A 24266-nucleotide genomic window follows, 5' to 3' on the forward strand; every position below is an offset into this window, starting at 1 on the left:
CAGGTACACCTCTGCCCCTCCTTCAACCGATGACGTCGGCGTTCAGCTCCCATGGATTCGTCCAGGAAATCGCCCCCGCATCGCAGGTCCGAGCCGTCGAGTGCCCACTGGCACGTGCCGTGCTCCCAGACGACAGCCGTAACGATAAGGAAAGGTGGTATCGTCATGGGACAAGCATTTGGATGTATCAACGCCGACGGCTCGATCGACAGCGGCTCGGGCAATTTCCGGGTCGTCAAAAAGGCCCCCGGTCAGTACTTCTTCACGGTGGACGGCGAATCATCGTCCGATCCCGTCGTGGTGGTCACTCCGGGGAGCGCCTATATGACGGCCAATGCCATTATCACGGCGACGAACGGTGGCAACGCACCGAACTTCACCATCTCGACCGGCTACACCGATCAGGGCAGCACCAAGACCATGGATGTCGACTGGTTCTGCTTCGTCGCATTCTGGAGCTGAGCGCTTCCCGCCAAGCGCATGAGGCCAGCGGCAGCAGCCGCGACTACCGCGGCCGTCGTTCGACGAGCGCGCGGTCGATCGACGCAAGCGAGGGGCACCCGGCGAGCGCCATGGCCGTCGCGAGCTCGTCGCGCAGGATGTCGAGCACCCGCAGAACACCCGCCTCCCCTGCCGCTGCGAGCCCCCACAGCACAGGCCGGCCGAGCAGAACCGCGTTCGCCCCGAGCGCGAGCGCCTTGAGCACGTCCGTCCCCCAGCGCACGCCGCCGTCGACGAGCACCGGGACGCGGCCCGCCGCCGCCTCAACCACACGCGGCAGCACGTCGAGCGTGGCCGGCGCCGAGTCGAGCTGACGCGCGCCGTGGTTCGAGACGATGATCCCGGCGGCGCCCGCGTCGACCGCGAGCATTGTATCGTCCGGACGAACGATTCCTTTGAGGAGCAAAGGCAACCGGGTGATGCCGCGCAGCCACGCGACGTCGCGCCAGGAGAGCGAAGCGTCGTGCCGCGACGCGATGTACCGGTGGAGGGCCGATCCCGAAGCACCGGCGGCGACCTTGGCGTCCACCAGGTTCGCCATGACGAGGCCGTTCGGCAGGCCGAACCCGTTGCGCACGTCGCGCAGGCGGCGGCCGAGGACGGGGGTGTCGACCGTGAGCACGATGGCGCGATACCCGGCCGCCTCGGCGCGCTCGACGAGCGAGCGGGTGAGCTCGCGGTCCTTGTGCACGTAGAGCTGGAACCAGAGCGGGCCCTTCGAGGCGCGCGCGATGTCTTCGAGGGAGGTCGTCGCGAGGGTGGAGACGGTGAAGATCGTGCCGGCGCGGGCCGCGGCGCGCGCGGTCGCGAGCTCGCCCTCGGGATGCGCGAGCTTGTGATAGGCCGTCGGCGCGACGAGGATCGGCATCGAGACGGGCGCGCCGAGGATCTCGGTTTCGAGCGTGAGGCGCGAGACGTCGACGAGGACACGCGAATGGATCTGCCAGCGGCGATACGCGCGCAGGTTCTCCCGGAGCGTGCGCTCGGCGTCGGCGCCGGAACGGTAATAATCGTAGGCCATGGCCGAGAGCGCCGCGCGCGCGGCCCTCTCGAAGTCACGCACGGTGAGGAGGCCGGAGGAGGCGTCCTTCTGCGGCGCGTGGAGCGTGGTTTTTCCGGTGTCGTCGCTCGAATGCATGCCGCGCGGTCTTTACCACTGAACGGTGATGATCGACGAGAAGCCCGAGGAGGGGCGCGAGGACGGGCTCGATTGCGAGATCGTGTCGGGGACGTCGAGCGTGGAGAGGGCTTCGAGCACGCAATGGCGCATCTTGTCGTCGGCCGTGGAGCCTGGGTCGACGGCGAAGGACGCGGAGGTGTGATTGCCCGCGACCCGGATGCGGACCGTGCCGCCGCCGCCGTTCCCGCGGCACTCGTTCATCGGCGCCTTGGAGGCAGAGACGATGGCGTCGGCGAGCGCCTGCTGGCCGTCAGGCACGCCCTCGACGCCGACGCGTGGCGCGAGCGCTTCCTTCCGCACGCCTTCCGCAGGGGCCGCGGGCTTGGGCGGCGTGGCTTCCGCGACCGTGGCGGTGGTGTCGGGCGAGGCGCTCCCGCGGGGATGCAAGGGCGGAGGCGCGGCCTCGATCTCCGCACAGGCGGCGAGCCCGAGGAGGGAAAGCAGGAGGAGACCGGAGCGGAACGAGGGGGACATCGGCCTCCAGCATAACGCCAGGGGGCGGCCCCGGAGGAGGGGTCGGGCGTTTTCGGAAACGCGTTCAGGGCGGCAGCGGTCGCACGAGCACGAGGGCGTCGGCCTTGCCCGCGAGGAGGCGGAGCTCGGCGTTGCCTTTGGCCCCCGCGTCACCGGCGCAGAGGCGATCGCTCAGCACGAACCGGCCGCGGGTGACGGTGTTCTCGCCGGTGGAGGCGTCGGCGAGGCGCAGATCGAGGCCGCTGCCGCCTCGATCGAGCGCAGCCGTGACCTCGACGCAGCCGCGCGCGGGGACGTCGAAGGGCAGGGTGGTGCGCGCGCCGGCGTCGAGGGCGACGACCTGGGTCGACGAGGCCGCCGCGGCCGAGATGCGCGCGCCGCCGGCGTCGAGCACGGCGAGCAGGCGCGCGGCTGCGAGAGGGTGGGCGACGAGCGCGGCGGGCGCGGCGTCGTCCTTGCGTAGCTCGACGGCAAAGGGGCCCGGCCGCGCGAGGGCCTCGACGTCGATCCGCGCCGGGCTCGTCGGGCCACACGAAAAGAGCGTGACGCCCGCGCCGCCGCGGCCCTCGGCGAGCAGCGCGCCGCGATCGTTCCAGAGCGAGGCCGCGGCGTCGGCGAGCGGCTTGCCCGCGACGACGTCGATGCGCGCGCAGCCGGCCGGCAGTTCGAGCGCGGCGGCCGCGCGGCTGCCGAGCTTGGCCGAGCCGACGAGGACGGTCTTCGGAGCGCCGAAGCCCTTGCCGGTGAGGTCCTTCGCGAGCGCCGCGCGCGCCGCGTCGAGCTCGCGTGTCTCGGTCACGTGCTCCGCGCGGGCAGACACGTCGAGGGCCGCGCCCGCGCCGGGGGCGGAGCGGCTCGCGACGACGGCGACGATCCCGGTGGAGGCGCGCGGCCGCATCGCCACCGTGACCTCGTTCGCCGTCGCCGAGCAGAGGACGATCGCGCGGTCGCGCCCGCGCTCCTTGCCACGCGCGAGGATGCGGCCCGCGGCATCCTCGGCGACGACTTCGAGGGAGCCGACCTCGTCGCTCGGGGAGACGAACACGTCGAGGCAACGGCCTGCCTCGACCGCGACCGTGAGGCGCGTGGGGGCGCGCGGCGCGACGGGCACGGCCGCGCGCCGCACGTCTTCCCAGCGGCCGCCGAGCCAGGCGCGGTGCGCGAGGAGCTTGGCTTCGAGCCCCGGCCACGCTTCGAGCCGGCCCGTCTCGCCGCCCGATCGACCCCGCGCGCCGGCCGCTTGCTCCACCGCGGCCATCGCCGACGTCGGCACGCTCTGCACGCCGAGGCTCACGAGGCCCGAGCCCGACACGACACGCGCCGCGAGCCAGAGCCGCTTCGGGTGCGGCGGGCAGACGAGGATCGCCGGCCGCGCGTCGGTCGACTCGTCCACGGCGAAGCTCGCGCCGTCGTCCTCGTACGCGAAGAGATCCACGTCGACGACCGAGGGCGATCCGCGCGCCATGACGAGCGCGCACGCGTCGAGCGGGACCTCGACGAACGCGCCGGCCTTGTCGCCCTCGGAGAGGTACTCCGCGGCGACGACCTCGAGCGCGCCCGCGCCCGCATCCTGCACGCGCGCGGCGTCCATGGCGAGCAGCGCGCGTCCATCCGCCTTCCCCGGGAGCACGCGGGGAGGCGCAGGGCGCGCCGCCGCGGGCTTCGTGGGGGAGGCGGGCGCGGCGCCGCCGCAGCCTGCGGCGAGCGCGGCGAGCACGAGCGAGGCGATCCGCACGGGCAAGCGCGTCAAGGTTCGCCCCCTCCGAGCGCGAAGAGCGCGAACGTCCACCACACGCCCGAGCCACGCGCCTCGACGTCGATCCGCGCCGATTCCTCGCTCTCGGCGCAGAACGCGAGCACGGCGCCCTCGGGCCGATCGACCACCTCGTCGCGCATGTACCTGTCGCCGACGGTCGCCGCGAGCCGGAGCCCCCGCGACTCGCCCCGCGCCACCGCGAGGGCCGCGAGGTAACAACGCCCCGGCTCCAGCGTGACCGGCACCATCGTCGGGCCCGCGACGCCGAGCGACTCGAAGACGGGCGCCGCCGTGGGCTCGGGCGCGTTGCGCCGCCGCAACGCGAAGGCGAAGCCGGCGCGCGTGCGCGCGCCCCAGTAGTTCGGGATCACGCGCGGGATGGGCCAGACCGAATCGATCACCATCATCGGCACCATGCCCGCCGCGCCCGCGAACGGCACGGTCACGCGTGTCGCCTCGCCGAGGCAGAAGTCGAGCCGCGCGTCTGCGGCCTCGCTGCGATCCCGCGCGAGCATGCGGCCCGCATCGTCGCGCGCCTCCGCGTCGACGTCGGTCGCGCGGTGCGGGAACGTCGACGGCACGGCGGCCATGACCTGCAACCGGTGGCAGCCTTCGCCGAGGCGGAGCTGGTACTCGCCCGCGCCCTCGACCGAGGCGACCATCGGCACGCGCGTGAACCGGTCCGCGCCCTCGGAGCGCGCCCGCTCCTCGGCGCGGACCGTGCGCTCGGCGAGCGGCCCCGGCTCGATGGGCCTTCCCGGATTGCCGCGCGGCGCGACGAGGCCAAAGGCGCGCTCGGGCAACGCGTCGCGCAGATCCCCGAGCGGCGCGGGCGAGCGCGCCACGAGGATCTCGATCGCGCCGCGGGGCGAGCGCATCGAGACGACGAGCGACGCGAGGTCCTTGCGGCGCGGCCCGCATCGCACGAGCGACACCACGCCGAGCGAGCTCTTCGTGCCGCGGTCCTCCGGGTCGAGCGCGGGATGGCCGTGCGGCAGCAGGCCCGCCGGCAGCGGGGGCAGGTCCGCCTCGGAGGCCGTGAGCACGGCGAAGTCCGCGCTCGGCGCGCCGAGGAGGACGACCGTCGTGCATCCGGGAAGCTCCTCGTCGGCGCTGTCTTGCGGCACCACGAAGCGCTTGTTCCGGCCGTGGTCGAGGAAGAGCGGCGCGAGGCGTGACGTCTCGGCGCCGCGGTCTTTCCAGGTGCCCGCGAGGCGATCGGCGTCCTCGGCGAGGTCGGCGTGCGCGTTCGTGGAGACGAGCGTCGCTGCCACGAGCGCCGCGAGGGCGCCGATCAACCGCCCTTCGCGCGCTCGTACATGCTGCGGATCTCGCGCGTGATCTCGGGGCGCACGACCTCCGGCGGGGGCGCCTCGCCGCGCTGGATCCTGTCGAGGATCTCCGCCTCGGTCGCGGTGATCCGGGTGGACGTGTCCCCCGGCGCGCTCCTCTCGGTGGCCATCGCGTGCAAGGTGGTGGAGTAGAACGGTTCCTCGATGCAAAGCGGCGTGACCCCGAGCTCTCCCGGAGCATAGACGCGGAACGCCCGCTCTGCACCGCTCGCGCCGCCCTCCTCCGCGGAAAGCGTGACGACGGCGTGAGAGGCCCCGTGGTTCTGGCTGAGGATCGCGTCGAGCACCGCCCTGCGCGCGCCGGAGCGCCGCACCTCGATGCCGTCCGAGACGAGGACACGCCTGGGCGGAAAGGACGAGGCGAGCACCTCGTAGAGGGATCGTCTCCCGCGGGCCCCGGGGTCGACGCGGGAGGCGTCGCCGCCCTCGACGTTCGCCAGCACCTGGATCCAGAGGGCCCCCGTGAGGTCGAGGGCGAGCCGCGCGAGGTGCTCCTCGGCGCGCCGGGGGATCGATCGGACCCGCAGCGCCGTGACCTTCGTTTCGCCCTCGTGCTGGAAGAGCTGCCGCGTCCTCCGGGGCGGATCCGTGGCCCCGGTGGCGGGGAGACCCTCGCCGAGCACCTGCACCTCGCCGCCGACGAGGAAAGGCCCGCGGCGGAGCTGCCTCGTGATCTCGGGGTCGTCCTTGCCGAGCGGCCCGAGGAGCTTGCGGCCTCGCACGAGGTCCTCCGGCCGGTAGACGTCGCTGACCTCGAGGATCGCGACGACCTCCCCCGCGGCCGTGCAGAGCGCCGCTTCCCCGCGCGCCTGCGCCGCGCGTGCCGCCTCTTCGCTCGCGGCGAGCGTGACGAACGTCGGCCACGGCAGGCCCTGTTCGAGCCGCATCTCGTCCGCGACCCGCAGCCAATCCTTCGAGCCCAGGAAGCCCTTGAGCGGCGAGAGTGAACCGTCGGCGAGCCGCGCGAGATCGACCTCCGCCTCCCTGTCGAGCGTGATCGTCGGCAGCGAGCGGGCCCGCTCGGCGAGCGCCTCGCGTCGCTCCTGCGCCTGCACCACGCGGATCACGAGCTCACCCCCGTGCGGCGCGACGAGCGAGAGGCTCGTCCCGGGCCCGAGGATCGCCGCCGCTCGCCGCGGGACGAACCCGAGCTCCTCGAGCTTGCCGACGATCTTCGCGAGGCTCTCCTCCTTGCTCTCGCGGTCCGTGGACAGCGTGACCTCGGGCGCGACGGGCGGCTCGTACGGGTCATCGACCCCCGTGAACCCTTTGATCTCCCCCGCCAGCGCCTTGCGGTAGAGCCCCTTGGGATCCCGCGCGGCGAGCGCGTCGATCGACGCGCTGCAATACACCTCCACGAACCGCTCGATCTGCGCGCGTTGCTCGTCGCGGATCGCACGGAACGGGCTGATCGCGCCGGTGATCGCGCACGCGCCGCTCCGCGCGACGAGCTTCGCCACGAAGCCGATACGCCGCACGTTCGTGTCGCGATCCTCCCGGGAGAACCCGAGGCCCTTCGACAGATGCGTCCGCACCTCGTCGCCGTCGAGCACCTCGACGTGCACCCCGCGCGCGCGCAGCTCCGCCGCGAGCATCGCGCCGAGCGTGCTCTTGCCCGCGCCGGAGAGGCCCGTGAACCAGACGACGAAGCCGCCCACGAGGCGTTACTCCTCGACGACCGTGATCGCTTGGCCCACGAACGATCGCCTCTCCGCGTCCCACACGAAGAGCCGGTGCTCGTCGATCACGCCGTCGCGCACGCTCGTCACGAGGAACGCGAGCGGCCAGGCCGGCCCCGGGCCCATGGTGATGGCGCCGCCTTCCTCGGCGGGCGGCTCGCCCATGCTCATCACGGCCGCGTCCGTGGGGCTGAAGTACGCGCCCGCGTCGAGGTGCGAGTGGTAGAGGATCTTCACGGGCCGGCCTTCACGCGCCGCGGCGCGGACCGCGTCGTCGAACTTCTTCTCGTTGAACGAGAAGAACGTGCGCGCCGTCCGGAAGTACAGCTCCGGATCGATCGCGTGCAGCTTGTTCGCGACGTTCTGCATCACCACGGCCTCGTCGCAGCGGAGCGGGCTCTCTGCGGGCCCACGCAAGTACCCGCACGCCTCCTCGTCGGCTGCGTAGCCCCGAAGCGCGTCCTTCTCCACGACGGCGAGCGCGCTGCGCGTGATCGTCAAGTCGCCGCGCGTCCACGGAGCATCCGTCACCATAGATATCGCTTCTCCCATTTCATCGGCGCGAAGTACCGATCGCCGCGGTCACACACGATCGCCACCACGCACCCGCCGCCGACCGTCTCGTGCAGCTTCTTCGCGATCTCGACGGCCGCGAACACGTTCGCCCCGCTCGAATGCCCGACGAGCAACGCCTCCTCGCGCGCGAGCCGGTCGGCCATGTCCCAGCCGTCCTCCGTGGTCACGCGGAACGTCTCGTCGTAGGCGCTGCTGTCGTGGATCGCCGGCACGAGCGAGCTCGGCAGGTGCTTCAGCCCTTCGAGCCCGTGCATGGCCTCCGTGGGCTCGACCGCGACGCAGCGGACCTTTCGCGTGTGCTCCTTCAGCCGCCGCGACGTGCCCACGATCGTCCCACTCGTGCCGATCCCGGCGACGAAGTGCGTCAAGCGATCACCGAGCGCGTCGAGGATCTCCGCGCCCGTGCCGTGGTAGTGCGCGAGCGGGTTGTGCGGGTTCGAGTACTGGTCCGGGTAGAAGTACGTCTCCGGATCCTTCGCCACGATCTCCCGCACGTAGCGGATCGCGCCGTCGGATCCCTCCATCGGGTCGCTGTAGATGATCTCCGTGCCGAAGGCGCGCGCGATGTCCTTGCGCGCCTTCGTCACGTTCGAGGGCATGACGAGGCGCACGGGCACGCCGAGCGCGGCGCCGAAGATCGAGTACGCGACGCCCGTGTTGCCGCTCGTCGAGTCGATGAGGATCTTGCCCGTGCCGAGCTTCCCCTCCTCGATCGCCTTCGTCATCATCCGGAGCGCGGCCCGGTCCTTCACCGAGCCGCCGGGGTTCGCGAACTCGAGCTTCGCGTACACCTCGACGCTCGGCGCCTCCCGGGCCACCCGATCGAGGCGGACGAGCGGCGTGTTGCCGACGGCCTCGGTCACCGAGCCGAGGCGGCGCGACCGCACGAGCGTGGCGCGCATCCTAGGCGTCGCTGCCGCCCGCGATGGCGGGCACGATCGAGATCTGATCCGTCGGCTTCACCTCGGTCTTGAGGCCGTCGAGGAAGCGGATGTCCTCCTCGCCGACGAAGACGTTCACGAAGCGGCGCACGCCCTTCGCGTCGAGCAGCCGATCACGGATGCCCGGGTGGCGCTTCTCGAGGTCCTCGATGATCTCGCCGACGGTCGCGCCCGTCGCCTCGACCTCGTCTTTGCTTCCGGTCAGCGTGCGCATGGGGGTGGGGATACGAACGACAGGCATGGGGATCTCTCCGTGGGTGCTTGGGGTCTCGCTGCTACTTGAAGTACTCGTCGAGGCTGAAATACCGCTCCCCCGTGTCACAGAGCACCGTGACCACGTGGGCGCCGGGGCCGAGCTCGCGCGCGACGTCGAGCGCGACCCGAACGGCCGCGCCCGCGCTGATGCCCACGAGCAGCCCCTCCTTGCGGGCGAGCGCGACCTTCGTGTCGTACGCCGCCTGCTCGCTCACCGTGCGCACCTCGTCGACGTGCTCGGGGCGATAGTTCGCGGGGACGAACCCCGGCGCGAGGCCCTGGATCTTCGTGGGGCCGCGCTCGCCGCGCGAGATCGTGGCGCAGGCCTCGGGCTCGACGGCGATGATCCGGGGGGCCGGGCTCTTGCGCCGCAGCACCGCGCCGACGCCGCTCACGGTGCCGCCCGTGCCGACGCCCGCGACGAACGCGTGGATCGGCTCGTTCGCCATCGCCTGCAGGATCTCGCGGGCCGTGCTCTCGGCGTGGATGCGCGGGTTCTCGGGGTTCTCGAACTGCCCCGGCATGAACGCGCCTTTCGTCGTCCGGACGATCTCGTGCGCCTTCGAGATGGCGCCTTCCATCTGCGCTTCGGCCTCGGTCAGGATCACCTCGGCGCCGTATGCTTCGAGGAGCTGCCTGCGTTCGAGGCTCATGCTCGCGGGCATCGTGAGCACGCATCGATAGCCCTTCGCCGCGCACACGAGCGCGAGGCCGATCCCCGTGTTGCCGCTCGTCGGCTCGACGACGACGCCGCCCGGCCCGAGCGCGCCGCTCGCCTCGGCGGCCTCGATCATCGCGAGGCAGATGCGGTCCTTCACGGAGCCACCCGGGTTCTGCTGCTCGGCCTTCGCGAAGACACGGCCGCGCGGATGTTCCGTGTCGAGCCGCTGGATCTCGAAGAGCGGCGTGTCGCCGACGAGGTCGAGCACCGAGCCGACCACGCGCGGATGCGAGGGCAATGCAGGCTTTTGTCCGGGCTCGTGCATCACGCTCCTAGATGATGAAGTCGACGCGCTCGCTCTCGCCGCGGCGGAGCCCGAGGGCCTCGCCGCGCCGCACGACGTCGGCGATGGAGATGTCGTCGAAGGCTTTTTCGATGGCGACCGCGAGGTCCTTGAAGGCGGCCGCGGTCGCGTCCGGGCCACAAGGCTCGGCGCCGCGCGGGCCTTCGTCTTCGGCGGGGCAGACGACGATCGGGCCTTCGAGCGCGCGGAAGACGTCGCCGATCGTGATCTCGGCGGCGGGCCGCGCGAGGTGGTAGCCGCCGCGGGGCCCACGCTTCGCGCCGAGGATGCCGGCCTTCTTCAGGTCCTGGAAGATCTGCTCCAGGAAGCGCGCGGGGATCATCTCGCGCCCGGCGATCTCGCGGATCTGCGTGGGGCGGCCGTCGTTGTGGAAGGCGATGTCGAACAACGCGCGCACCCCGTAGCGGCCTTTGTTGGACAGCTTCACGGGGCATGATTTAGGTTGTCGCATCGGAAAAGTAAAGAACCCGGGTGCTTGAACCGACGTGATGTGTTCTTTGGCACAAGGTTCCACCGCCTCGACCCGATCGCCGACCGCCTCGACCCGGTCGATCGACCCCCTCGACCCGATCGTCGATGGCCTCGACCCGGTCGGTCGACCCCTTCGACCCGGTCGGTCGACCCCTTCGACCCGGTCGGTCGACCCCTTCGACTTGAACGTCGACCAGCTCGACCCGGTGGATCGATCCCCTCGATCCGGTCGTCGACGGCCTCGACCCGGTCGATCGACCCCCTCGACTTGAACGTCGACCCCTTCGACCCGGTCGGTCGACCTCCTCGACCCGAACGGTGAGGTAGCAAATTTCTGTCTCCATGGATCCACGCGCGTGCGTGTTCTACCTACGCGCATCGATTCCGTAGCTCCATGAACCCCCCAAGCGCCCCTTCGAGGATCGCAATGGCCCCCGCGCGCGATGCGTTTTTCGCGGGTGTCACGGTCCTGGAGAGGGATCCCGGAGAATGCCATGCCCATCTTGCCCGTTCCCGTCGGAACACTCGTGCTCGATTGTTCGAAGCACGGCTCGTTTCTCGTCGATCTCCCGCAAGGCCGTATGCGCGGCCTGCTCGTCGAGCGCCCCGGATTCCCCGAGGCGCTCGCGGAGGTCGTCGCCAATCAGGCCACGGTCGGGCCCAGGGCCGGCGTCACGCAAGACGACATCGACGCGATCCTGGTCGACAATGAGCGCGTCGCCGATATCGACGCGGTCCTGCCCGCCGCCCGCAAGCTCGTCGAGCTGCTCGAAGAGAGCCGCGCGCATTACGACGACGACCGGCAACGCAGGGTCCACGCCATCGCGAACCTGATCGAAGGCCGCGCGCGCACCACGGGGATCGACGAGGTGCTCGCGAAATACGACAAGACCCGCGCGTACCGCTCGGCCACCGGCTTGAAGGGCATGAAGACACGCAAGGCCAACAAGAAGAAGGCGGAGAGCACGCCCGCGACGCCCCCGACGCCGGGCGATCGGCAATAACGTTCGCAGCCTGTTAGCTGCCCCGCCTCTCTCCCGCTTCATCCGGTCTTTCGGGCCGGCCGTTTGGCCGGCCCATCGAAGCCTTCCCCTCCTGACGAGCGCCGAGTATCCTGCACGGGTGTCCCGCAGGCCGATCCCTACTTGGTTCTTCGCGATGGTCGTCGTGCGGCGCGGTGACGAGTACTTGCTCGTGCACGAGCGCGGGCACGGGCAGACGTGGTACCTGCCCGGCGGGCGCGTCGAGCCGGGGGAGCGGATCGTCGACGCCGCCGTCCGCGAGACGCTCGAAGAGGCCGGCGTGCGCGCGGCGATTCAGGGCGTCCTGCGCGTCGAGCACTCGCCACACCCGAGCGGGACGGCGCGCTGCCGCGTGTTTTTCCTGGCGAGGCCCGACGGCGATTCGACGCCGAAGAGCGAGCCGGACGAGCACTCGCTCGGCGCCCGGTGGGTGAAGCTGGAGGAGCTCGCGGGGTTGTCCCTGCGTGGGGAGGAGGCGCGCGAGATCCTGAATGCGGTCGCAGCGGGCGCCCCCTCGTACCCGCTCTCCGTGCTCACGTACGAGGGCGCCGCGTGGGCGCCCCGGCGTTAAAAGCGATTGCTCATTTGGGGGTGGTGAGCGCGGTCGCTTGACCGGCGATGGTCTTGTCCTTGTCGTTCTTGAACTTGGCGACGTAGGCCGGGCCATCCTTGGGATCACAGCCGATGGCGGCCTCCATCGCGTACGAGCGCGTGTTCGCGTGGACGGTGGTGGCGTCCGTGAGGCGGCGGGCGGCCTTGCTCCCCTTCTTGCGCTGGGCGTGCGTGAGGTCGCTCCGCTTGCAGACCTTTTGCAGCGCCATTCCCATCTCGAAGCTGACGTTTTTCTTCACGTCGACGGTGGCGAGGTCGTCGAGGAGCTTGTCCGTGAAGGACGCGCACTTGCTGATCGAGGCGATCCGCTCCGACGCGCGGCTCTTGACGAAATCGTCCTTGTCGGCGCGAAGGGTGTTGATGACCTTGCAGGCTTCGTCGGGGAAATACGGGGCGAGGTCGCTGAGCGCATTCAGCGCGTAGGCGCGCCGCGTGGAGGACGCGTCTTTGCTGGCCTCGCTCGCGTAGGCCACGACCTTGGGGTCACGATTCGTGGAGCCAAAGCCCACGATGCGCAGGAACGCGTCCGTGTAATCCGATGCCGGGTGCGCCTTGGCGATCGCAATCGCCCGATCGATTTTGCCCACCTTGACGAGGGGGAGGCCGCCGACGAGCTGCCCGAACAGCGCGACGAGGTTCTCGTCTCGCTCCTTCTCGGCCATGTTGAGCACGGCGTCCACCTGCGCGGCGTTGGCGGTCTCTTCGGTCAGCGTCCGGTCGAGCTTCTCGGCCGCAACGCGTCGCTCCTTGGGGTCCTGGCTCCCGAGCATCTTCAGGAGCTCCGGGGTCGCCTTGCCATTCTCGAACGCTTGCTCCGCGTCGCTCCATTGCTGGTAGGCTTCGCAGTCGTCGAGCGAGCTATCCTCCCCGACAGAGCAGGCCATCACGGCCTTGCGCAGCTCCGCGAAGCTCGGCTCCGGGGGCTTGGCCTCGCCGTCGCCTTCTTCCTCGGAGGGAGGCGCCTCGGCCGCCGCTTCGCCTTCGGGCGCGGGCGCAGAGGCCTCGGATTTCGCGGGCGCCTTCGTGGCGTCGGAGGCGGGCGGAGGCGTGGAAGCGCCACAACCCGCGGCGAGGGAGGCGATCGAGAGAACGAGTGCGAGGGAAAACCGGCCGACGTGCATGGGGGCGTCCGTAGTCGATTCTGCGTCACGCGGGAAGGCGATTTTGCGTATACTCCCCGTGCGATGGCGTTCTACCAAGCTCCCCCCTCGATCGGTAACCAGTACGACGACGACCGCGTCCTGCGCTCGCTCCTCCGGCGTGTGCTTCCGCCGGACGTCCTCCGCGAAGCCGAGCCCGGGCTCCGCGAGATGGGCGAGCTCGCCGGCGGCGAGCTCTACCGGCTCCAGCTCGAAGACCGCCTGAACGAGCCGAAGCTGACGCAGTGGGACGCGTGGGGGCACCGCATCGATCAGATCGAGGTGACGCCGCTCTGGAAGCGGGCGGCGCGGATCGCGAGTGAACAAGGCGTCGTCGCGACGGCCTACGAAAAGCGGGGCGGCGCGGTGTCGCGTGTGCACCAGTTTGCCCTGGTCTACCTTTTTGATGCCTCGACCGACGTGTATACCTGTCCGCTCGCGATGACGGACGGCGCGGCGAAGACGCTGCTCTCGCACCGCGACGTGCGCGACGAGAACGATTTCGCGGCGAGGGCCTTCGCGCGCCTGACGAGCCGGGATCCGGCGAAGGCCTGGACGAGCGGGCAATGGATGACGGAGCGGACCGGCGGGAGCGACGTGGGGCTCTCCGAGACGGAGGCGCGCAAGGACGCGGAGGGGAACTACCGGCTCTACGGGACGAAATGGTTCACGTCGGCGACGACGTCGCAGATGGCGCTGACGCTGGGCCGGCCGGAGGGCAACCCGCCCGGGGGCCGCGGGCTCGCGCTGTTTTACGTGGAGGTGTTCGGGCCGGACGGGCGGATGAACGGGATCCAGGTCAATCGGCTGAAGGACAAATTCGGGACGCGGAAGGTGCCGACGGCGGAGCTGACGCTCGCGGGGGCCTTGGCCGTGCCGGTGAAGGGGCTCGGGGACGGGATCCGGAACATCGCGCCGATGCTGAACGTGACGCGGACGTGGAATGCGGTCTGCGCGGCGGCGGGGATGCGGCGCGGGATTGCGCTCGCCCGGGATTATGCGCGTCGCCGGGTGCAGTTCGGCGCGCCGCTTTCGGACAAACCGTTGCACGTCGATACGCTCGCGGACCTCGCGGCGGAGGCGGAGGGGGCGTTCCACCTCGCGTTCCGCGCGGTCGAGCTGCTCGGGCGCGAGGAGGCGGGCGTGATCACGGAGTCGGAGGCGCGCCTGTTGCGGCTCGTGACGCCGCTCGCGAAGCTGACGACGGGCAAGCAGGCGGTCACGGTGCTGAGCGAGGTGCTCGAATGCTTCGGCGGCGCCGGGTACGTCGAGGATACGGGGATTCCGCGGCTGTATCGGGATGCGCAGGTGCTGCCGATCTGGGAGGGGACGACGAACGTGCTTTCGCTCGACACGCTGCGCGCCTTGCAAAAGGAGGGGCCGCTCGAGGATTTGCTCGCGGATATGCGATCACTCGTGGCGGCGGCGCCGGACGACGCGCTCCGGAAGGCGGGCGAGGCAGCGGTGGCCGCGGCGATGCACGCGGCGCGGTGGCTCGCTTCGACGTTCCAGAAGGATCCGCTCGGGGTGGAGGCGGGCGCGCGGCGGTTCGCGTTGACGCTCGGCCGCGCCTACGAGCTCGCGCTGCTCGTGGGGCACGCGTCGCACGCGCTCGTGCACGAGAACGACGGCCGGCCGCGGGCCGCGGCGCTGCGATTCCTCACGCGGGGCGTGGACCTCGTGCGGGACGAGGAGGATCGCACGCTCGCCGTCGCGCTCGCCAACGACATCGCGTTCTGAAGAGGGGGTTTGGTCATGGAGAAGGCCGCCCGTCTCGAATTCGCGCCGCCGGAGGTCGTCGTGACAGACCTTCCGGGCGGAGGGATGATCCTGCGCTCGCCGAGGCCGCTCCCGGAGTATCCGCGGCACCTCGGCGAGTTGCTCTACGCCTGGGCGGATCACGCGCCGGATCGGGTGTTTCTGGCGGAGCGGGAGGCGAGCGGGGGCGTGCGTCGGGTGACGTACGCCGAGGCGGCGGCGGTCGTGGCTTCGATCGGCGAGGCGCTCGCGCGGCGGGATCTCTCGGCCGCGCGGCCGGTCGTGATCCTGAGCGAGAATGGCATCGACCACGCGCTGCTCGCGCTCGGGGCGATGGTGGTGGGGGTGCCGGTATGCCCGGTGTCGCCGGCCTATGCGCTGCTCTCGCGTGACTTCGAAAAACTCCGGTACATCCTCGGCCTCGTGAAGCCGGGCCTCGTGTATGCGCGGGACGAGGGGCGGTTTGGCAGGGCGTTCGGGGCGCTCGACCTCGGAGGCGCGGAGGTCGTGGTGAGCGAGGGCCGCTCGTCGGCGACACGGTTCGAGGAGCTGTGCCGCGAGCTGCCGGGCGAGCGCGCGGGCCGCGCGATGGAGACGGTCGGGCCCGACACGGTGGCGAAGATCCTGTTCACCTCGGGATCCACGGGCGAGCCGAAGGGCGTGATCAATACGCACCGCATGCTCTGCTCGAACCAGCAGGCGATCGTGGAGGTCTGGCCCTTCCTGCGCAGGCGGCCGCCGGTCGTCGTGGATTGGCTGCCCTGGAGCCACACGTTCGGGGGCAACCACAACTTCAACATGGTGCTGTTCCACGGCGGGACGCTCTTCATCGACGAGGGGCGCCCGATGCCCGAGCACGTCGAGAAGACGGTGCGCAACCTGCGCGAGGTCGGGCCGACGCTGTATTTCAACGTGCCGCGCGGGTTCGACGCGATCCTGCCGTACCTCGAGAACGACGCGGGTCTGCGGGACCATTTCTTCCGGGAGCTCGATCTGCTCTTTTATGCGGCCGCCGCGTTGCCGCAGAGCACGTGGAAGCGGCTCGAAGAGGTGAGCCAGAGGGCGCGCGGGGAGCGCGTCACGATGGTGTCCGCGTGGGGCTCGACGGAGACGGCGCCGATGGTGACGACGGTACATTTTCCGATCGACCGCGCGGGCGTGATTGGCCTGCCCGCGCCCGGTTGCGAGCTCAAGATGGTGCCGAACGGGAGCAAGCTGGAGATGCGCGTGCGCGGGCCGAACGTGACGCCCGGGTATTTCGGTCGTGACGACCTGACGCGCGCGGCCTTCGACGAGGACGGGTTTTACAAGATCGGCGACGCCGGCAAGCTCGCAGATCCGGCCGATCCGGCGAAAGGGGTCGTGTTTGATGGGCGGGTGGCCGAGGATTTCAAGCTGACGAGCGCGACGTGGGTGCACGTGGGGCAGGTGCGGATCACGGCCATCGCCGCGGCGGCGCCCGTGATCCAGGACGCGGTGGTGGCGGGGCACGATCGGGACGAGATCGGCCTGCTCGTCTTTCCGAGCCTCGTCGGGTGTCGTTCGCTCTGCCCGGGGGCCGAAGGCGAGGCGCTCGAAGCCCTCGTGTTGCGTCCGGAGGTCCTCTCCCACCTCACGGCGGGGCTCCGGGCGTACAACGAGGCGCACCCCGGGAGCAGCACGCGAATCACGCGTGTGCTGTTTCTGATCGAGCCGCCGAGCATCGACGCCGGCGAGATCACCGACAAGGGGTACATCAACCAGCGCGCGGTCCTCACGCGACGCGCGGACCAGGTCGCGGCGCTCTACCGCGAGGGCGAGCCGGGCGTGATCGCGATTCCGTGACGATTCGTGACGTTATGGGAGGCGTCGACGCGTTTCGACGCCGGCGGTAACGCGGCGTGTCACCTCGGGACCGGACGTTTTTGGATCCCGGAGCCTGCCGCGGGGATTATGATGCCGGGCTCACGGGGGTGCGCGAGGCCGGAGGGGCCCCGCGGCCCAGGCCTTCCCGCGCGCCGCGCGCATGCGGTTTGCCTGCGGGGGGGCGGACGCTTGCGCGAGAAGGGAGCCCGGATCATGTACGTTGCGCGTTGGCAGTTCACGGCCCGGTTCGGTCGCAGGGACGAGTGTCTCAGGGTGCTGCGGAAGTGGTACGTCGACGTGGCACAACGCGTCGGCTGGCGATCGCTCCGTGTGCTCTCCGGCAGCATTGGCGGGCCCGAGTCGCAGATCGAGCTCGAAGTGCAGATCGATAACGTGGAGGACCTCGAAGCGGCGTGGCGCGATATGGCCGCCGTGCCGTACCACGCGGAGTACCAGAAGCAGCTCGCCGAGGTGATCGTGGACGGCACCGAGCGCTGGACGATCCACCGCTTGGCCGACCTGACGCCGTCCGAGTCCTGAGCGGAGCTACGCCACGACCTCGTCCGGCGTCTTCGCCGCGAGGACCCGCGCCGTCCACTGATCGAGGGCGGCGGAATCCGCAGCCTCGATACGAGCAACGACCGCCTGCGGCAACTCGCCAAAGCGAAGGCGCAGGAGCTGGAGCATGGTGCGACGTTGCCCTTCCAGGTGTCCTTCCTGTCGGCCTTCCTGTCGGCCTTCCTGTCGGCCTTCCTGTCGGCCTTCCTCCTTGGCCTGGCGCTCCCACATGTCCATGATTTCCTGCGTGTTCATCAGCAACTCCTCGTCCATGGGGGTGACAGGGGCCGTCCCGGCTTCGATACGGTAGCGTATCAGGATCGGCAGCGCGATGCATCGCTCGAAGTCGTCCGCCCCGAGTGTCTTGAGCTCCCCGATGGCTCGCCGAAGGGTTCGTCCGCGTCCCATGAGCCGGAGAAGCAAGGTCGAGCGGTCTTCGGGGAGCTCGCTCGCGACGACGACCGAGGTATGGAGGCCGGGGGCGAACGCATAAACACCACGCGGCCAGGCCCGCTTGCTGCGCGCCGCGAGCGCGCGCAGGCCCTTCGTGGGGCGACCGGAGGAGAGGACCCATAGATGAGGCAAGGGCGGGGGCGACGCGCGTCCCAGGAGCACGTGCCTCAAATTGAGCTGCTTGCGGACACACGAGACGATCTCGGTGTCGTCGGGGGTATCCGAGAAGACCTCGAAGGTGCACGCCGAGCGGCTCATGCGGCCGAGGAGGCTCGCGCCCACGGGAGAGGCGCGTGCTGGGTCGGGGACGAACCAGCCATCGACGCGCTGAGGGTCCGGGCTCACCTCGACCTCGGGCGTAAAGGCCCCGAGGGGCGCGAGCGCCGCGCGGAGGAGCTGCTTGATGGCCTGGTCGTAACGCGTGTGCACCCCGGCCACGCTTCCACGCGGGCGTGCATTCGTCAAATGGGTGTGTCGAGGCCAGCGTTCGTCTCGGTAAATTTGCGTTTGGCCGAGCGAAACTTCCTGTTACGCCCGGAGCACCCGCGCCGGCCGTCCCTTCGCCGTCGTCGTCTCCTTGAGCTTCACGCGTTCGCCCGCGGCCCGCTTGCTCCGGCGATCGAAGAGCACGACCGTGCCACGCGTGAGCTCCTCCGCGTCGAGCACGTCCTCCAGGAAGCCCAGCGCGCGCGCCTTCACGCCCGGTTCTCCTTTGCGCCGTGACGAAAGGACGAACGCCTCCTGTTGCTCGTCCCCGTTCGCGAGCGGCACGCGCAGCGTCACGTCGATCCGGCCATGCGAGCCGCCCCAGTGGACGGAGACCCAGCCGCGATGCTCGATCGTTCGATAAAGATATCCCAGGAAGACGAGCTCCGGCGCGACCGCCGGGTATGCGGCGTCCGTGACGAGGTGGCGGGCGTGTGTCGTGTAAAACACGGCGAATGCGTGGAGGAGGGTCTCGACGTCGAGGGCGCCGTCGGTCTTGTAAAACCGCGCGGGGTCGTCTGCGACGGCGCGGCCGATGCCCGAGGCGAGCAGGCGCGGGACGAGCGCGTGGTGAATGCCGCCCTCGATACGCGCAGGGTCGTCCTCGGCGAGGAGGCCGAGGTCGCGCGCGTGGCGGATGTCGTCGTCGTGGGCCCGCGCCACGAGCGCCGTGCCCGCGAGGAGAGGCTCGACGACACGGCGGACGCGTGGCTCGGCGAGGCGCGCCGCGAGGGCGTCGATCGGGGTCGCGCGGCGATCGATGAGGTGATGGATCGCCGCGCGGACGTGCGCTTTGTGAATGGGTTCGGAGCGCGGGACGGTCGTCACGAGTTCGCGGCCGAGCGCTTGCACGAGGAAGGGGTGGCCCGCCGTCGCTTCAAGAGCAGCCCGGATCGCAGCCTTGTCGAAGGCCTGGCCCGTTTCGTGGGTGTGCTGCGCATACAGCGCGCGAATCTCGTCCTCCGTGAAGCTTCGAAGGGATTCGGGGGAGAGCGCGATCTCGAAAGGGCCGGTGAGGCCCGGACGAACGGGCGCGTCGTCCGCGGCGAAAGGTTCGAGGCGCAGGTCGTGCTGGCCGGCGAGGACGACGGACCAGGGAAAGGACGCGGGGCGGCGCGGAAAGCCGATCTCGAGCTGACGCAGGACCGTCCGGAGCGCGGCGCCGTGCAGCGTGTCCGCGCCGTCGAGAAAGAGGACGAGGGGGCGTGGACAAACGCGCGCCCAGGCCGAGAGCGCGGCCCAGATGCGCGTCCCTTCCGCCGACGCGGGGAAGGGTGGCGGGCGCAGCTCGGGCGGCAAATCGTGCTCCGCGGAGAGGCGCAGCGAGGCGAGGAGCGCTTCCTCCACGCGGGCGAGGTCGGCCCCGAGGGGCTCGGCGACCTCAGTGGAGGCCACGAGCGCGGCATGCCGACCCGACGAAAGGAGCGCGGCGGCGAGGGCGCGCAAGGTGGTCGTCTTGCCCGTGCGCCGCGGCGCTCGCACCAGGAAATACGCGCCTTCGTCGACGAGGCGGAGGGCCTCCGCGAGCCGCGGCGCCGCGGGCAGGTGGTAGTGGCGCGCGGGATCGCAGGGCCCCTCGATGCTGAAGGTGCGCATGGGCGAGGCGCAGGATATCGAAGGCCACCCCGGCCGAGAAGCCTCGGGGCCCGCGCGAGGCGTCAGTTGAAGATCGCGCGGAAGAGCAGGAAAAACAGCGCGGAGAGCGTCATCGACGCGGGCAGGGTGAGCACCCAGGCGAGGCCGATGTTGCGCACCGTCGAGCCCTGCAGGCCGGAGCGTTGCGCCACCATCGTGCCGGCGATGCCCGAGGAGAGGACGTGTGTCGTGCTCACCGGCAGCCCGAGCCAGGCCGAGACGCCGATCGTGCTCGCCGCGACGATCTCCGCCGAGGCGCCCTGCGCGTACGTGAGGTGGCTCTTGCCGATCTTCTCGCCGACCGTCACGACGATGCGCTTCCAGCCGAACATCGTGCCGATGCCGAGCGAGAGCGCGATCGCCACGAGCACCCAGGACGGCGCGTACTCGGTGAGCCCACGCAGGGCCTTGCGCTCGTCCGCGAGCTTCGCCTCCTCGGCGGACGTGAGGCCGAGGTGGCCACCCTTCAGCATGTCGCCGATGGACTTGTCCGCGAGCAGGAGGTCCTGCCGGAACTTGAAGCGATCCATCGCCGGGATCTCGGCCGCCGTCTTGCGGCCTTCGAGGAACTGGTGGAGCTCGCCGAGGCGCACGAGCGTCTTGTCGGCTTCCGCCTTCGAGTGCTGATCGTGGTGGTCGCGGACGAGCGCCGCGACGTTGTCCGCGGCGCGCAGCGTGCGCTCGAGCTGCGTGGGGGTCGCGTCCATGTTGATCGCGAACCCGGCCGGGACGAGGCCGATCAGGATGAGCATGACGAGGCCCACGCCCTTCTGGCCGTCGTTCGAGCCGTGCGCGAAGCTCACGGCGGCGCAGGTCGAGACGAGCAGGGCGCGGGTGCCGCGCGGCGGCGGCTGATCCTTCGGCGGCGGCTCGAGCAGCGTCTTGTTCGTCGTGTAACGCTTGATCAGGACGACGAGCAGCGCCGCCAGGCTGAAGCCGAAGAGCGGCGAGACGAGCAGCGCGATGCCGATGTCGGCGGCCTTGCTCCAGCTCACGCCGTCGCCGAACTTGTGGCCGGGCAGGAGCGAGTTGGCGATGCCGACGCCCAGGATCGCGCCGATGAGGGTGTGCGAGCTCGACGCGGGGAGGCCGAGGTACCAGGTGCCTAGGTTCCAGGAGATCGCGGCCAGGAGGAGCGCGAGCACCATTGCGAGGCCCGCGCCCACGCCGCTCGAGACGAGCAGCTCGACGGGCAGGAGCTTCATGATGCCCATGGCGACCGCGATGCCGCCCATGAAGACGCCGACGAAGTTGCAGATGCCCGAGAGGACGACGGCGACGTGGGGCTTCAAGGTGTTCGTGTAGATGACCGTCGCGACCGCGTTGGCGGTGTCGTGAAAGCCGTTCACGAATTCGAAGCCGAGGGCAATCAAGAGGCAGAGGACGAGGAGCGCGCGCACCCCGTTGCCAAGCGACGGATCGAGAAGAGCCTCCATGGACACGAGAGCCTTTCGGCGCCCCGACCGCCCATCCGCGTCATGACCCGAGGGCCATCACGCGCCGGAGACGCGGGGCGCCGTCTCCTTAGTGGAACGAGCGCTCGCATGCTAGGGACAGCTCCGTCACAAGGGCGTGACAGACCGATGTCTGAAGGGTGGACAATCGGTTAACGATTGCAATCAGGTGACCTGGGCCGCGTTCGTCGAGGGGGTTCGGTTCGGGCGGGAAGAGCAGCGCGAGCACCAAAATCCGCGGTCAACGGGGAGGCGGGGGTCTCTTCTGGGCAGCCTCACGGAACGCGCGGATGCCGAGCGTGACGGCGTGATCCGGCCCGAGGTCACGCGCTGCCAAGGACAACGCGCGGTCGTAGAGAGCGAGCGCCTCGTCCACGCGGCCCTTGGCTTCGAGGAGGTTGCCGAGCCGGACGAGCGTCGGTCGGATCTCCGGGGGATCGCCGTTCGGAGCGCCCGCGTGGGCGGCGAGCGCGCGCCGGTAGAGGTCCTCGGCCTCGTCGGCGCGGCCGTCCGCCTCGACGAGCGTCGCGAGGTTGTGCTGCGCGAGCGCGAGGATCCCCCCGTCGGTCCGCGTGTCGCCCTCCGTGAGGATGCCGATCGCGCGTCGCAAGGATCGCGCGGCGTCGTCACGCCGGCCCGCCGCCGCGAGGACCGTGCCGAGGTTGTAGAGGGCCTCGGCCGCGGGACGCGAGCGCGCGCCGAAGACACGTTCGGTGAGGGTGAGGGCGCGGGCGAGGAGGAGCTCGGCCTCCGCGGCTTGTTTTTGCTTGCCGAGGAGCAGGCCGAGCCGGCCCGCGACGTCGGCGATCGCGGCCTCGTCGGGGCTGCGCATGCGCTCGTACCCCGCGAGGAGCCGGCGGTAGAGGCGGGTCGTTTCCTCCAGGCGGCCGGCTCGTTCGTGGATCGCGGCCGCGAGCTCGTAGAGCTTCGGCAGGCGGGGCTCGGTGGGCGTGCCGGCGAGCGCCTCGGCGATACGGAGGGCCCGCGTGCAGGCGGCGAGCGCGTCCTCCGTGCGGCCCGCGGAGAGACGCGCCGCGGCGAGCACGTAGAGCGGCGTCGTGAGCTCGGCGGCTTCGTCGCCGAAGACCTCCTCGCCGATCCCGAGCGCGTCCGCTGCCGCGGCTTCGGCCTCGGCCACCCGCGCGCCTTCGAGCAGCGTGGGCAAGGCCGCGAGCTTTCGCTCGAACGCTCGTCTTCGCAGGGCGCGGCGGAGGCGACGGAGCATGCGCTCGCGCTCCTTTCTACGGCCGGACGAGGTCGCGCAGGTGGCGCATCGACGGCGAGCCGAAGCTCAGCACCTTGTCGTGGAAGGCTCGCTCCGTGAAGCCCGGAGCCCCCTCGTTCGCCGCGCGGAGTTTCATCATCTCGGTGAAGCCGTAATAGTAGGTCGTGAGCTGGGCGCTCGTGAGCAGCGCGCGTTTCCACTTGCCCACGGCCTCGCCCTCCTCCTGGAACGCCTCGTTCGTCATGAGCGCGAGCCCCTCGGCTTCGGTCATCGTGCCGGCGTGCACGCCGTGGTCGAGCAGCGCGTTCACCGCGAGCCGGAGGACCATCTTCTCGCGCTGGATGCGCACCTTGGGGCCGCCGAAGCCGTGCTTGGCCATGACCCACTCGCTGTAGACGGCCCAGCCCTCGACGAAGGGGCCACTCGAGAACACAGCGCGGAGCTTCGAGGGGAAGCGGTTGTTGTGCATGAGCTGGAGGAAATGCCCGGGCATCGCCTCGTGCACGGTGAGGTCGGCGAGCATGCTGCGGTTGTACTCGCGGTAGAACGAGAGGCGGCGCTTGTCGTCCCAGTCGTTCGGCGTGGGCGCGATCGCGTAGAAGGTCTCGGCGCGCTCTTCCAGCGGGCCCGAGGCGTCGCAATACGCGATGGAGACGCCGCGCCGGTACTCGGGCATCTCGATGACCTGACACACCTCGTCGGGCACCCGCACGATGTCGCGCTCGCGAACGAACGCCGTCGCCTTCTGCACGAGATCCCGCGCCTCCGAGACGATCGTCTCGTTCGTCGGGTGATCGTCGCCGAGCGCGGCGAGGACCTCGCGCACGAGCGCCTTGCGATCGACCTGCGTCGTCGTCGTGGGGAGCTTGCGCTTCGGGAAGAGCGTCGGCCAGAGCTGCTTCGAGGTCTCGACCATCTCGGCCTGCGTGCGTTCGAGCAGCGCGCGGGCACCCTTGGCGATCCCGTCGACGTCGACGTCGTCGTCGAGGTAGAACCGGAGCTTCTTCTCGAAGCGCGCGCGGCCGAGGCGGATCTCGCCGTCGCTGCGGGGAAGGAGATCCTTTTCGAGGAAGCTCTGGAAGTCCTCGAGCGCCTTGGCCGCCCGCTCGCTCGCGGCGGCGAGCTGGGAGACGAGCGCCGCGTCGGGGAGTTTTCCGTAAGGGGCGAGGACGTCGCCGCGGCAGAGCGAGATGAGGCCGCGGTTCTGCACGATGGCCGTCTCGGTGTGCAGGCGCGGGGGACGGCCGAGCCGCTTCTTCGCGACCGCGACGATCGCGGGGATGCCTTCGAGCCGGCCGACGAGGCTCTTCGCGCGGGAGGACGGCGTGCCGAAGCTCCGCGTGACGAGCGGATCGAGGCCGTCGCCGACGAGGCGCGTGGAGTAGAGCGGGCTCGCGGACGCCTCGCGGAGCTCGTCGATCGCGAAGAGCGCGTACCGGAGCTGGTTGCCCAGCATCGCGTGATCGACGCGGCCCTGCATGTCGAGGGCCGAGGCGGGGATGCGGTCGAGCTCTTCGAGCAGGCCGACGTAGAAGCGGCGGGCCTCGGCCTCGCCCTCGTCGCTGCGATCGGGCCAGCGCGCGTCATGCGCGTGCTCACCCGCCTCGGTGGCCGCGACCGGCTCACGCGCGAGGTAGCCCGAGAGGAAGCGCTCGGCGAGCGACGCGAACGCGCGATCGGGTGTGTCGGGCGGGGCCGGCGGAGCGACGGGGCCGGGCGCGGACGAGCTCTCCGTCGAGGCGAGGGCGCCTTCGGCTTGCACGGGCGGCGCTCCCCCGGCGGGAGAGCAAGAGAGCGTGATGGTCGATGCGGTGATCAACATGGTGGCGAGGGCCGCGGAGCGACGCGTGGGCGCACGGAGCACGACCC

The 24266-nt window shown here is 70.7% G+C and carries 22 protein-coding genes; 6 read left to right on the forward strand and 16 right to left on the reverse strand.

Annotated features, from left to right (window positions below):
- Positions 1–165 precede the first annotated feature (165 nt).
- A complete protein-coding gene (locus QHF89_RS24785) occupies positions 166–462 on the forward strand; it encodes a hypothetical protein (RefSeq protein ID WP_136967817.1) in 297 nt (98 codons plus the stop codon).
- A 43-nt stretch (positions 463–505) separates the two neighbouring features.
- Here the strand turns inward: QHF89_RS24785 and QHF89_RS24790 are convergent, their stop codons facing one another.
- From QHF89_RS24790 to QHF89_RS24835, 10 genes are all read right to left on the reverse strand, one after another.
- On the reverse strand, positions 506–1639 hold the full coding sequence (locus QHF89_RS24790) for an alpha-hydroxy acid oxidase (RefSeq protein WP_136967818.1): 1134 nt from the start codon (positions 1637–1639) through the stop codon (positions 506–508).
- 12 nt (positions 1640–1651) lie between these two features.
- A complete protein-coding gene (locus QHF89_RS24795) occupies positions 1652–2155 on the reverse strand; it encodes a hypothetical protein (protein WP_136967819.1) in 504 nt (167 codons plus the stop codon).
- Positions 2156–2219: 64 nt separating this feature from the next.
- Positions 2220–3905, reverse strand: coding sequence for a hypothetical protein (locus tag QHF89_RS24800; RefSeq protein WP_136967820.1), 1686 nt, complete (start codon positions 3903–3905; stop codon positions 2220–2222).
- The gene (locus QHF89_RS24805) at positions 3902–5209 is read right to left on the reverse strand and encodes a hypothetical protein (RefSeq protein ID WP_136967821.1); all 1308 of its coding nucleotides are present in this window, start codon (positions 5207–5209) and stop codon (positions 3902–3904) included. The genes QHF89_RS24800 and QHF89_RS24805 overlap by 4 nt, the downstream gene beginning before the upstream one ends.
- On the reverse strand, positions 5206–6921 hold the full coding sequence (gene cysC / locus QHF89_RS24810) for an adenylyl-sulfate kinase (RefSeq protein WP_136967822.1): 1716 nt from the start codon (positions 6919–6921) through the stop codon (positions 5206–5208). The genes QHF89_RS24805 and cysC overlap by 4 nt, the downstream gene beginning before the upstream one ends.
- A 6-nt stretch (positions 6922–6927) precedes the next feature.
- A complete protein-coding gene (locus tag QHF89_RS24815) occupies positions 6928–7476 on the reverse strand; it encodes a M67 family metallopeptidase (RefSeq protein WP_136967823.1) in 549 nt (182 codons plus the stop codon).
- On the reverse strand, positions 7470–8420 hold the full coding sequence (locus QHF89_RS24820) for a PLP-dependent cysteine synthase family protein (RefSeq protein ID WP_136933813.1): 951 nt from the start codon (positions 8418–8420) through the stop codon (positions 7470–7472). The genes QHF89_RS24815 and QHF89_RS24820 overlap by 7 nt, the downstream gene beginning before the upstream one ends.
- A 1-nt stretch (position 8421) precedes the next feature.
- The gene (locus QHF89_RS24825) at positions 8422–8700 is read right to left on the reverse strand and encodes a MoaD/ThiS family protein (protein WP_136967824.1); all 279 of its coding nucleotides are present in this window, start codon (positions 8698–8700) and stop codon (positions 8422–8424) included.
- A 34-nt stretch (positions 8701–8734) separates the two neighbouring features.
- On the reverse strand, positions 8735–9700 hold the full coding sequence (gene cysK, locus QHF89_RS24830; protein ID WP_136967825.1) for a cysteine synthase A: 966 nt from the start codon (positions 9698–9700) through the stop codon (positions 8735–8737).
- Positions 9701–9707: 7 nt separating this feature from the next.
- Positions 9708–10166, reverse strand: coding sequence for an RrF2 family transcriptional regulator (locus tag QHF89_RS24835; protein ID WP_136933810.1), 459 nt, complete (start codon positions 10164–10166; stop codon positions 9708–9710).
- A gap of 538 nt (positions 10167–10704) precedes the next feature.
- Between QHF89_RS24835 and QHF89_RS24840 the strand changes: the two genes are divergently transcribed.
- Together QHF89_RS24840 and QHF89_RS24845 are read left to right on the forward strand one after the other, a co-directional pair.
- The gene (locus QHF89_RS24840) at positions 10705–11214 is read left to right on the forward strand and encodes a hypothetical protein (RefSeq protein ID WP_136967826.1); all 510 of its coding nucleotides are present in this window, start codon (positions 10705–10707) and stop codon (positions 11212–11214) included.
- Positions 11215–11332: 118 nt separating this feature from the next.
- Entirely contained in the window at positions 11333–11803 is a 471-nt protein-coding gene (locus QHF89_RS24845) for an NUDIX domain-containing protein (protein ID WP_136933806.1), read from the forward strand.
- A gap of 10 nt (positions 11804–11813) precedes the next feature.
- On the opposite strand, the gene QHF89_RS24850 is transcribed toward QHF89_RS24845, so the two are convergent.
- Positions 11814–12965, reverse strand: a complete 1152-nt coding sequence (locus QHF89_RS24850; protein WP_136967827.1) for a hypothetical protein — start codon at positions 12963–12965, stop codon at positions 11814–11816.
- Between the two features lie 63 nt (positions 12966–13028).
- Between QHF89_RS24850 and QHF89_RS24855 the strand changes: the two genes are divergently transcribed.
- From QHF89_RS24855 to QHF89_RS24865, 3 genes are all read left to right on the forward strand, one after another.
- Positions 13029–14723: an acyl-CoA dehydrogenase family protein gene (locus QHF89_RS24855; protein ID WP_136967828.1), complete on the forward strand. Its 1695-nt coding sequence runs from the start codon at positions 13029–13031 to the stop codon at positions 14721–14723.
- A gap of 15 nt (positions 14724–14738) precedes the next feature.
- Entirely contained in the window at positions 14739–16565 is a 1827-nt protein-coding gene (locus tag QHF89_RS24860; protein ID WP_136967829.1) for a feruloyl-CoA synthase, read from the forward strand.
- Positions 16566–16799: 234 nt separating this feature from the next.
- Positions 16800–17126, forward strand: coding sequence for a hypothetical protein (locus tag QHF89_RS24865; protein ID WP_136967830.1), 327 nt, complete (start codon positions 16800–16802; stop codon positions 17124–17126).
- Between the two features lie 6 nt (positions 17127–17132).
- On the opposite strand, the gene QHF89_RS24870 is transcribed toward QHF89_RS24865, so the two are convergent.
- The 5 genes from QHF89_RS24870 to QHF89_RS24890 form a co-directional block, all read right to left on the reverse strand.
- Positions 17133–18026 (reverse strand): RpnC/YadD family protein, encoded by an 894-nt coding sequence (locus QHF89_RS24870; protein WP_136967831.1) that lies wholly within the window; start codon positions 18024–18026, stop codon positions 17133–17135.
- 99 nt (positions 18027–18125) lie between these two features.
- Positions 18126–19679, reverse strand: a complete 1554-nt coding sequence (locus tag QHF89_RS24875) for an ATP-binding protein (protein ID WP_136967832.1) — start codon at positions 19677–19679, stop codon at positions 18126–18128.
- A gap of 62 nt (positions 19680–19741) precedes the next feature.
- Positions 19742–21154 (reverse strand): inorganic phosphate transporter, encoded by a 1413-nt coding sequence (locus QHF89_RS24880; protein ID WP_136967833.1) that lies wholly within the window; start codon positions 21152–21154, stop codon positions 19742–19744.
- 259 nt (positions 21155–21413) lie between these two features.
- The gene (locus QHF89_RS24885) at positions 21414–22397 is read right to left on the reverse strand and encodes a tetratricopeptide repeat protein (protein ID WP_136967834.1); all 984 of its coding nucleotides are present in this window, start codon (positions 22395–22397) and stop codon (positions 21414–21416) included.
- Between the two features lie 16 nt (positions 22398–22413).
- Positions 22414–24261 carry a DUF885 domain-containing protein gene (locus QHF89_RS24890; protein WP_284720911.1) on the reverse strand — a complete coding sequence of 616 codons (1848 nt, stop codon included), beginning with the start codon at positions 24259–24261 and terminating at the stop codon, positions 22414–22416.
- Positions 24262–24266 lie beyond the last annotated feature (5 nt).

The sequence above is a fragment of the Polyangium sorediatum genome (assembly GCF_029946465.1).
Taxonomy (GTDB): Bacteria; Myxococcota_A; Polyangia; order Polyangiales; family Polyangiaceae; genus Polyangium; species Polyangium fumosum.

Bases quoted from the DNA above. Each gene is read 5' to 3' on its own strand.
- QHF89_RS24785 (WP_136967817.1), top strand. From the start codon at position 166: ATGGGACAAGCATTTGGATGTATCAACGCCGACGGCTCGATCGACAGC.
- QHF89_RS24790 (WP_136967818.1), bottom strand. From the start codon at position 1,639: ATGCATTCGAGCGACGACACCGGAAAAACCACGCTCCACGCGCCGCAG.
- QHF89_RS24795 (WP_136967819.1), bottom strand. From the start codon at position 2,155: ATGTCCCCCTCGTTCCGCTCCGGTCTCCTCCTGCTTTCCCTCCTCGGG.
- QHF89_RS24815 (WP_136967823.1), bottom strand. From the start codon at position 7,476: ATGGTGACGGATGCTCCGTGGACGCGCGGCGACTTGACGATCACGCGC.
- QHF89_RS24820 (WP_136933813.1), bottom strand. From the start codon at position 8,420: ATGCGCGCCACGCTCGTGCGGTCGCGCCGCCTCGGCTCGGTGACCGAG.
- QHF89_RS24825 (WP_136967824.1), bottom strand. From the start codon at position 8,700: ATGCCTGTCGTTCGTATCCCCACCCCCATGCGCACGCTGACCGGAAGC.
- cysK (WP_136967825.1), bottom strand. From the start codon at position 9,700: ATGCACGAGCCCGGACAAAAGCCTGCATTGCCCTCGCATCCGCGCGTG.
- QHF89_RS24840 (WP_136967826.1), top strand. From the start codon at position 10,705: ATGCCCATCTTGCCCGTTCCCGTCGGAACACTCGTGCTCGATTGTTCG.
- QHF89_RS24850 (WP_136967827.1), bottom strand. From the start codon at position 12,965: ATGCACGTCGGCCGGTTTTCCCTCGCACTCGTTCTCTCGATCGCCTCC.
- QHF89_RS24855 (WP_136967828.1), top strand. From the start codon at position 13,029: ATGGCGTTCTACCAAGCTCCCCCCTCGATCGGTAACCAGTACGACGAC.
- QHF89_RS24860 (WP_136967829.1), top strand. From the start codon at position 14,739: ATGGAGAAGGCCGCCCGTCTCGAATTCGCGCCGCCGGAGGTCGTCGTG.
- QHF89_RS24865 (WP_136967830.1), top strand. From the start codon at position 16,800: ATGTACGTTGCGCGTTGGCAGTTCACGGCCCGGTTCGGTCGCAGGGAC.
- QHF89_RS24875 (WP_136967832.1), bottom strand. From the start codon at position 19,679: ATGCGCACCTTCAGCATCGAGGGGCCCTGCGATCCCGCGCGCCACTAC.
- QHF89_RS24880 (WP_136967833.1), bottom strand. From the start codon at position 21,154: ATGGAGGCTCTTCTCGATCCGTCGCTTGGCAACGGGGTGCGCGCGCTC.
- QHF89_RS24885 (WP_136967834.1), bottom strand. From the start codon at position 22,397: ATGCTCCGTCGCCTCCGCCGCGCCCTGCGAAGACGAGCGTTCGAGCGA.